Source organism: Agromyces sp. P1_H4 (genome assembly GCF_056405255.1).
In genome coordinates this window covers 1-7,986 of record NZ_JBFUCL010000164.1, presented here as the reverse complement: position 1 = coordinate 7,986, position 7,986 = coordinate 1, and the positions used below count along the sequence as shown (strand labels likewise).

The following is a 7,986-nucleotide window of genomic DNA, read 5'->3' as shown; positions in this document are numbered from 1 at the left end:
GTCGACGGATGCCCCGTCGAGCACCGCCCCGCCCGACCCGGCGATCTCCGCCGCCTGCGTGCGGGAGAAGCCGAGGAGCTTCGCGAGGCCCTGGTCGACGCGCACGCCGTCGAGCCCGTCGGGCACGGGGAAGGAGCGGTGCTCCATGCTCAGGACTCGGCCGCGAGCGGCGCGCCCACGCGAGGCGTCGTCGTGCCCTCACCGGTCGCCGGTGCGCCGTTCGCCCCATCGGCCGTGGCGGCGCCCGGAGCGGTGGGCGCTGCGGGTTCCGCGTCCGCAGCGGGATCGCCGCCGGCCTCGGCCGTGGCATCCGCTCGCCTCGACTCGCGAGAGCCGTCGAGGCCGACGCCGCGGATCGTCAGGATCATGAACAGCACCATGCTCGAGACGATCGCCATGTCGGCGACGTTGTAGATCGCGGGGATCAGCCATGGCGTCGAGATGAAGTCGACGACGTGCCCGAGGCCGAAGCTCGGCTCGCGGAGGAGCCGGTCGGTGAGGTTGCCGAGCACCCCGCCGAGCAGCAGCGCGAACACGAGTGCCCACGCGACCGAGCGGATGCGCCGCGCGAACCAGATGATGAACGTGATCACGCCCGCGGCGAGGATCGTGAAGATCCACGTCATGCCGCTGGCGAGCGAGAACGCCGCGCCGGGGTTCCGCACGAACTGCCACTGCAGCACGGTGCCGAGCACCGGCACGACCTCACCCTCGGTGAGGTTCGTGACGACGAGGTACTTGCTCAGCTGGTCGAGGCCGTACACCGCGAGGGCGCCGCCGACCAGGATGAGGAGTGCAGTGGTGGTGCCGACCTTCGCGGCCCGCTCAGCCGCCAAAGCCCTGGAAGGTCGGTGCCGGCGTCTGGTCACCCGCGCTCACCGGGGCGGAGAAGCCCTGGTTGCCCGAGACCTGCACCGGCGCTGCGGTGTCGAGCTCGCGCAGCTGGCCCTCGATGTAGCTCTTCAGCTTGAGGCGGTAGTCGCGCTCGAAGATGCGGAGCTCGTCGACGCGCTTCTCGAGCGCGAGGCGCTCCTGGTCGAGGATGCCCATCTGCTGGCGCTGCTTCGCCTCGGCCTCGGCCACGACGCGCGCGGCGGTGGCGTGACCCTCGGCGATCAGCGCGTCGCGCTTCTCGATACCCTCTCGGACATGCTCCTCGTGGAGGCGGCGCGCGAGCTGGAGCAGGTTCGTCGTGGACGTCTGCTCGTCGAGCTCGGACTGCGGCTGCACGGGTGCCTGCGTCGGCACGGCGACCGTGGGAGGCGGCGCGGCCGGCTCCGTGTACACCGCGGCGGGGGCCGGCGCGGCGGGAGCGGCCTTGCCGGCCTCCGCAGCACGGGACTCGGCCGCGGACAGACGCTGGCGCAGCTCCTCGTTCTCCTGGTTCAGTCGGCGCAGTTCGACGACCACCTCGTCGAGGAAGTCGTCGACCTCGTCCTGGTCGTAGCCCTCCCGGAACTTCGTCGCCTGGAAGCGCTTGTTGACCACATCTTCCGGAGTTAGCGCCATGGCTTCCCACCCTCAAATCTGTCGAGCTGTTCGAACGTTCTGCTAACGGTAGCAAAGACCTCCACGCGACCGCAGTGCCGAACGTCACGGCCCGCCACCTCGCAGGAGATCATCAGGCGGATGCCGCGGCGCCCGCCGCCAGYCAGGACACCACGGTCATGGCGACGATGACCAGCAGCATCGCCAGGCTCCACCCGAGATCGAGTGCGACCTGGCCGATGCGGATCGGCGGCACGATGCGCCGGAAGAAGCGCACGGGCGGATCCGTGACGCTGTAGACCGTCTCGACGACGACGAGCCAGGCGCCGCGCGGCCTCCACGAGCGGTTGAACGTGCGGACGAGGTCCAGCACGAACCTCGCCCACATCACGAAGAAGTAGACGAGGAGCAGCGTGTAGAGGATGTTCCAGACGACGGCCAGTGCGCCCACGGCGGCTACGCGTGCGTGAAGAACGACGCGTCGACGTCGCCTTCGGCCTCGCCGGCCTCGCCCGAGACGACGACGTGCGCCGGCGAGAGCAGGAACACCTTGCTCGTGACGCGCTCGATCTTGCCGTAGAGCCCCTGGGACAGGCCGCTCGCGAWGTCGATCAGGCGACGCGCGTCGCCGTCCGACATCTGCGAGAGGTTGATGATCACGGGGACTCCCTCGCGGAAGGATTCGGCGATCACCTGCGCGTCACGGTACTGACGCGGGTGCACKGTGAGGATCTCGTTCATCTCCGCCTGCGGTGTAGTCGGTTGGACCTGGTGCTTGCGGAGCGGCGTGACGGCCGCTCCGGTCTTCGGGGCGGCGGGAGCCGCGTGCACGATGGGTGCAGCGGGCGCCGGAGCCTGCGGGGCCTCCTGCTCGAACTCCTCATCGGCGAGTCCGAGGTAGACCATGGTCTTCTTGAGCGGGTTGGACATCGCTGCCTCCGTCTGTGTTCCGTCTGTTCGAGGCTAACCGGCGTCCGGCCGATTCCCGGTGATTGCGGTGCCGATCCGCAGGTGTGTCGCGCCCTCCAAGATCGCCTCACGGAAATCGTGCGACATCCCCATGGACAACGCCTGTGCGTCGGGTGCCAGATTCTGCACCCGCTCGGAGAGCAGGTGCATCCGTGCGAACGCCGGACGGGGCGGCTCGCCGAGCGGCGCCACGGCCATCAGGCCCCGCAGGCGCAGGCCGGGAGTCGCGAGCACCTGCTCCGCCAGCCGGTCGACCTCGTCGGGCTGCACGCCGCCGCGGCCGGGGTCGTCGGTGAGGTTGACCTGCACGAACGCGTCGATGGTCGCGGCATCCGATCGAAGGGCGTCGACGAGCGACGCGCGGTCCACGGAATGGATCGCCGTGGCGTAACCGCGGACCTGCCTGGCCTTCTTGCTCTGCAGTTGCCCGACGAAGTGCCACCGGACTCCGAGGGAGGCGAGCTCTGCGGCCTTCGCCTGCGCCTCCTGGTGCCGGTTCTCGCCGAAGTCCTCCACGCCGAGCGCGGCGAGCTCCGCCACGAGCGACGCCGGCTGGAACTTCGTCACCACGATGGTCGTGATCTCGTTCGGATGCCGCCCGGCGTCGCGCGCGGCATCCGCGATGCTGCCTCGGACGGACGCGAGTCGGTCGGCGAGCTCGCTCATCTGCTCCCCCGTTCGGCCGACACGGCCCGGCTCACTTCAGGAAGTCGGGGATGTCGAGGTCGTCGCCGTCGTCGTCGAACGCGGGGTCGGAGACGATCTGGTCGGCAGCGGCCGGCGACGCCTCGCCCCAGTTCGCCGTCTCGACGAGCTCGTCGATGTCGATCTCGCCGATCGCCTCGGACACGGCTTCGGCGCCCGGACCGCCGAGCGACGACCCGCCGACCGCCGCGCCGACGCCCACGGCCGCGGGCACGAAGTTCGTGCGCCGCGCCTCGACGGGCTGCTTGGCGTTCGGCTCGCCGCCGTCGAAGCCCGCGGCGATGACGGTGACGCGCACCTCGTCGCCGAGGGTGTCGTCGATGACGGCGCCGAAGATGATGTTGGCCTCGGGGTGCACGGCCTCCTGCACGAGGCGGGCCGCGTCGTTGATCTCGAAGATGCCGAGGTTCGAGCCGCCCTGGATGGAGAGGAGCACGCCGTGGGCGCCGTCGATCGACGCCTCGAGCAGCGGGCTCGCGACGGCCAGCTCGGCCGCCTTGATCGCGCGATCGGCACCCCTCGAGGAGCCGATGCCCATGAGCGCCGATCCGGCGCCCTGCATGACCGACTTCACGTCGGCGAAGTCCAGGTTGATGAGGCCGGGCGTGGTGATCAGGTCGGTGATGCCCTGGACACCGGCGAGGAGCACCTGGTCGGCCGTCGCGAACGCCTCGAGCATCGAGATGCCGCGGTCGCTGATCTCGAGCAACCGGTCGTTCGGCACGACGATGAGGGTGTCGACCTCCTCCTTCAGGCGTGCGACGCCCTGCTCCGCCTGCGTCTGGCGGCGCTTGCCCTCGAATCCGAACGGCTTCGTGACGACACCGATGGTGAGGGCGCCGATGGACTTCGCGATGCGCGCGACGACGGGCGCACCGCCCGTGCCGGTGCCGCCGCCCTCGCCCGCGGTCACGAAGACCATGTCGGCGCCGGCCAACGCCTCCTCGATCTCCTCGGCGTGGTCCTCCGCGGCACGGCGACCGACCTCGGGGTCGGCACCCGCGCCGAGGCCACGGGTCAGATCTCGGCCGACGTCGAGCTTGACGTCGGCATCGCTCATCAGCAGTGCCTGGGCATCGGTGTTGATCGCGATGAACTCGACGCCGCGCAGGCCGAGTTCGATCATGCGGTTGACGGCGTTGACGCCACCGCCGCCGATGCCGACGACCTTGATGACGGCGAGGTAGTTCTGGTTAGACGACATGTCCGGCCCTCCGTGCGAACTCTGAACCCTGAACCTCAAGTCGAAGGTTAAAGTCTTGCTGAGTATGCAATTCCTGATCTGACGGTAGGTGCCCGCCGCCCCACGCTCCGCAAGGCGCTCCCGCGTGTCGCGAACCGCCGCCGGGATTGGCGCCGAGCGCCGCCGCGCCGCACGGTGCGTCGAGCGCCGACGTCACTCGGTCACGGGGCTCGTGGGTGCCGAGACGTCGTACAACGCCACCGTGTCGGGCGGCGCCGCGCGCATCAGCCCGGCGAGCACGTCGGCCTTCAGCACCGAGTCCTCGGCACTCCCCCAGACCACGCTCGCACCGCCCCCCAGCTCGAGCCGCACGTCGTCGGCCGTCGCCGCCGTCGCACGGGTCAGCTGTCCGCGGACCTCGGCCGGAAGGCTGCGCACGACGGAGGCGACGGCACGGAAGCCCTCGTCGGCGATGCCGCCGTCGACCTCGATGAGCGGCTGGCCGGCGGGCACCGTCTCGGGCCGGTCGATGACCACGCCGGCGGCATCCACCAGTTCGAGGCCCGACCCCGTGTCGATCACACCGACGGGGGTCCGCTCGACGATGCGCACGACGAGCGTGCCCGGCGGGATCGTCTCGGTCACGTAGGTCTCGATGAGCGGGAATCGCGCGAGCGCCGCCTGCACGTCGCCGGAGTCGATGAGCGGGAGCGGGGTGCCCATCACGCCGGCGAACGCGGCCTGCACCTCGGCGGCRGGGATGCGCTGCGCACCCTCGACACGCACGTCGCGCAGCGCCATGAGCGGCGAGTAGGCGCCCACGCCGATGACCGCCACGAGTGCGAGGACCGCGCCGACGACGACCGCCCACGTGATGCGGCGTCGGCGCGACCGCTTCGTGAAACGGCGCACCTCCTGGCGCTCGTAGCGCCGGCGTTCCCGGGCCGCCGCGGCGATGGCGCGCTTCGAGGCGCGCGGGTCGGCGGAGGCATCGGTCGGCGGGTCGATGTGCACGACGTCGGATGCCGCGGGCGACGTCGGAGCGACCGCGTCGCCCGGCGATCCGGCGGTGGGCCCGGCGACCAGGGGGATCGGCTCGGTCGCCACCCGGTCGCGGTCGACCGGCCGGGAGGCGGTGACCACCGGGGCATCCGCCGACGAGGCACCGGCGGTCGCGGCATCCGCCGACCGACGCGCGTCGGTCCGGGCATCCCCCGCCGACGGCGCAGCGGCCTGCGCACGTGCGGTCGCCCGCGATGCGGGCGGCCGGTCGAAGCCCTGAGGCCGCTTCACGCGCGGCGGGCCCTCATCCGCGCTCCCGCTCGAGCGAGCCGAGCAGTTGCGGCACGATGCGGTACACGTCGCCGCAGCCGAGCGTGATGACGAAGTCGCCCTCCTCGGCGATGCGCGCCGTGTAGTCGGCGGCCTCCTGCCAGTCGGGCACGAATGCGACGTGGGACGCGTCGGCGAAGCGCTCGCTCACGAGCGCTCCGGTGACGCCCGGGAYGGGGTCCTCGCGAGCGCCGTAGACATCGAGCACGACGGTCTCGTCGGCGTACTGCTCGAGCACCTCGGCGAACTCCTTCGCGAATGTCTGGGTGCGGCTGTACGTGTGCGGCTGGTGCACGGCGATGATGCGTCCGGAGCCGACGACGGTGCGGGCCGCCGACAGGGCCGCGGCGACCTCGGTGGGATGGTGCGCGTAGTCGTCGAACACGCTGACACCGCCCACCGTGCCGTGCAGCTCGAAGCGACGACCGGTGCCGGCGAAGCGGGCGATGCCGGCGAGGGATGCCGCGGGGTCGAACCCGAGCCCGACGAGCACGGCGAACGCTCCGGCCGCGTTGATGGCGTTGTGGCGCCCCGGGATCCGCAGGGTCGCCCGATGCGTCACGCCCTCGTGGTCGATGGCGAACGACACGGGTCCGTCGGTCTCGATGGAGTGCACCCGCACCGTCGCATCCGCCGCCTCGCCGAAGCTGACGACGCGCTCGTGCGAGAGGCGGGCGGCGACGCGCGTGGCTCCGGGGTCGTCGGAGGAGATGACGACGAGCTCGCTCGCACGGTCGGCGAAGTCCACGAAGGCCTGCTCGAAGGCCTCCCGCGAGCCGTAGTGGTCGAGGTGGTCGGGGTCGACGTTGGTGATGAGCGCGACCGAGGTGTCGTAGAGCAGGAACGACCCGTCGGACTCGTCGGCCTCGACGACGAAGAGCTCACCCGTGCCGGAGGCCGCGCTGACGCCGAGCTCCTCGATGACGCCGCCGTTGACGAAGCTCGGGTCCTCGCCCAGCTCGAGCAGCCCGGTGATGATCATGCCCGTGGACGTCGTCTTGCCGTGCGCCCCGGCGACCGACACGAGGCGCTGGCCGGCGATGAGCCAGGCGAGCGCCTGGGAGCGGTGCAGCACCGGGAGCCCGCGCTCGAGCGCGAGCTGGTACTCGGGATTGTCCTGCCACAGCGCGCCCGTGACGACGAGCGCCTCGGCGTCGCCGACGTTCGCGGCGTCGTGCCCGATCGCGATCTCGGCACCGAGCTCACGCAGCGCCGCGATGTTCGCGGAGTCGCGCACGTCGGATCCGGTGACCCGGTGGCCTGCGCCGATGAAGAGCCGGGCGATCCCGCTCATGCCCGAGCCGCCGATGCCGACGAAGTGCACGGCGCCGAGCTCGGCGGGGATCTGGGCGTTCAGGTCGGGCTTGATGGTCACGTGCTGCGGCTCTTCCTCGGGGGTGATGCGTTCGGGTCGGCGTGCCGCGGATGCCGCGGCATCCGCTCACTCCACGTTACGCGCTGCGCGTGGCGGCGCCGGCACCCCCGCCGAGCGCGGCGTCGACGAGGGCGATCATGCGGTCGGTGCCGTCGCGGTGGCCGACGGATGCCGCGGCCGCGGCCATGCGCGCCACGCGCTCGCGGTCGGCGAGCAACGGGACGAGCTCCCGGCGGACCCAGTCGGGGACGAACCCGGCGTCGTCCACGAGCAGGCCGCCGCCCGCGGCGACGACCTCCGCGGCGTTGAACCGCTGCTCGCCGTTGCCCACCGGGTACGGCACGTAGACGGCGGGGATGCCGAGGGCGGCGAGCTCGCTCACGGTCGCGGCGCCGGCGCGCGAGACGGCGGCGTCGGCGACGGCGAGTGCCAGGTCCATTCGGTCGGCGTACTCGACCATGCGATACCCGGGAATCGCCGGGTCGCCCACGTCGGAGGACGCGCCCGTGATGTGGAGCACCTGCCAGTCGGAGCCTGTGAGAGTGCTCGCGCTCTCGATCATCGTGCGGTTGATGCGGCGGGCGCCGAGCGAGCCGCCGGTCGCGAGGAGCACCGGGCGCTGCGGATCGAGGCCGAAGAACCCGGCCGCCTCCTCGCGAAGCGCCCGACGGTCGAGCGTCTCGATCTCCCGGCGGAGGGGCATGCCGACGACCTCGGCGCCACGGAGCGGCGTGCCGCCGAAGGCGACGCCCACGGATGCCGCCCAGCGCGCACCCAGGCGGTTGGCGAGTCCAGGCTTCGCATTGGCCTCGTGGATGGCGACCGGCACGCGGGCCCTGCGCGCCGCCAGGTAGGCGGGGGTCGAGACGTACCCGCCGAAGCCGACGACGACATCGACGCCGCGCTCCGCGATGATCGCGGCGACATCGTCGAT

At 71.7% G+C, this 7,986-nt stretch carries 9 protein-coding genes and 1 pseudogene; all 10 read right to left on the bottom strand.

The genetic code is table 11. From position 1 onward, the window contains the following. Positions 1-147, bottom strand: a pseudogene (locus AC1DY2_RS11215) (RluA family pseudouridine synthase); the annotation flags it as partial. A gap of 2 nt (positions 148-149) precedes the next feature. Then, on the bottom strand, positions 150-836 hold the full coding sequence (lspA, locus tag AC1DY2_RS11210; protein ID WP_476762501.1) for a signal peptidase II: 687 nt from the start codon (positions 834-836) through the stop codon (positions 150-152). After that, positions 826-1,509 (bottom strand): DivIVA domain-containing protein, encoded by a 684-nt coding sequence (locus AC1DY2_RS11205; protein WP_476762500.1) that lies wholly within the window; start codon positions 1,507-1,509, stop codon positions 826-828. The genes lspA and AC1DY2_RS11205 overlap by 11 nt, the downstream gene beginning before the upstream one ends. 112 nt (positions 1,510-1,621) lie before the next feature. Next, entirely contained in the window at positions 1,622-1,939 is a 318-nt protein-coding gene (locus AC1DY2_RS11200; RefSeq protein ID WP_476762499.1) for a YggT family protein, read from the bottom strand. Positions 1,940-1,944: 5 nt separating this feature from the next. Beyond that, positions 1,945-2,418 (bottom strand): cell division protein SepF, encoded by a 474-nt coding sequence (locus AC1DY2_RS11195; protein ID WP_476762498.1) that lies wholly within the window; start codon positions 2,416-2,418, stop codon positions 1,945-1,947. Positions 2,419-2,451: 33 nt separating this feature from the next. Further along, entirely contained in the window at positions 2,452-3,123 is a 672-nt protein-coding gene (locus tag AC1DY2_RS11190; protein ID WP_309978187.1) for a YggS family pyridoxal phosphate-dependent enzyme, read from the bottom strand. A gap of 31 nt (positions 3,124-3,154) precedes the next feature. Further along, the gene (gene ftsZ / locus AC1DY2_RS11185; RefSeq protein ID WP_309978185.1) at positions 3,155-4,366 is read right to left on the bottom strand and encodes a cell division protein FtsZ; all 1,212 of its coding nucleotides are present in this window, start codon (positions 4,364-4,366) and stop codon (positions 3,155-3,157) included. A 192-nt stretch (positions 4,367-4,558) separates the two neighbouring features. Continuing rightward, positions 4,559-5,638 carry a cell division protein FtsQ/DivIB gene (locus AC1DY2_RS11180; protein ID WP_476762497.1) on the bottom strand — a complete coding sequence of 360 codons (1,080 nt, stop codon included), beginning with the start codon at positions 5,636-5,638 and terminating at the stop codon, positions 4,559-4,561. Between the two features lie 13 nt (positions 5,639-5,651). Beyond that, complete coding sequence (gene murC / locus AC1DY2_RS11175; protein ID WP_476762496.1) at positions 5,652-7,052, bottom strand: UDP-N-acetylmuramate--L-alanine ligase; 1,401 nt, start codon at positions 7,050-7,052, stop codon at positions 5,652-5,654. Positions 7,053-7,128: 76 nt separating this feature from the next. Next, positions 7,129-7,986 (bottom strand): UDP-N-acetylglucosamine--N-acetylmuramyl-(pentapeptide) pyrophosphoryl-undecaprenol N-acetylglucosamine transferase (locus AC1DY2_RS11170; RefSeq protein WP_476762495.1); only part of this gene is annotated, 858 nt, incomplete at its 5' end.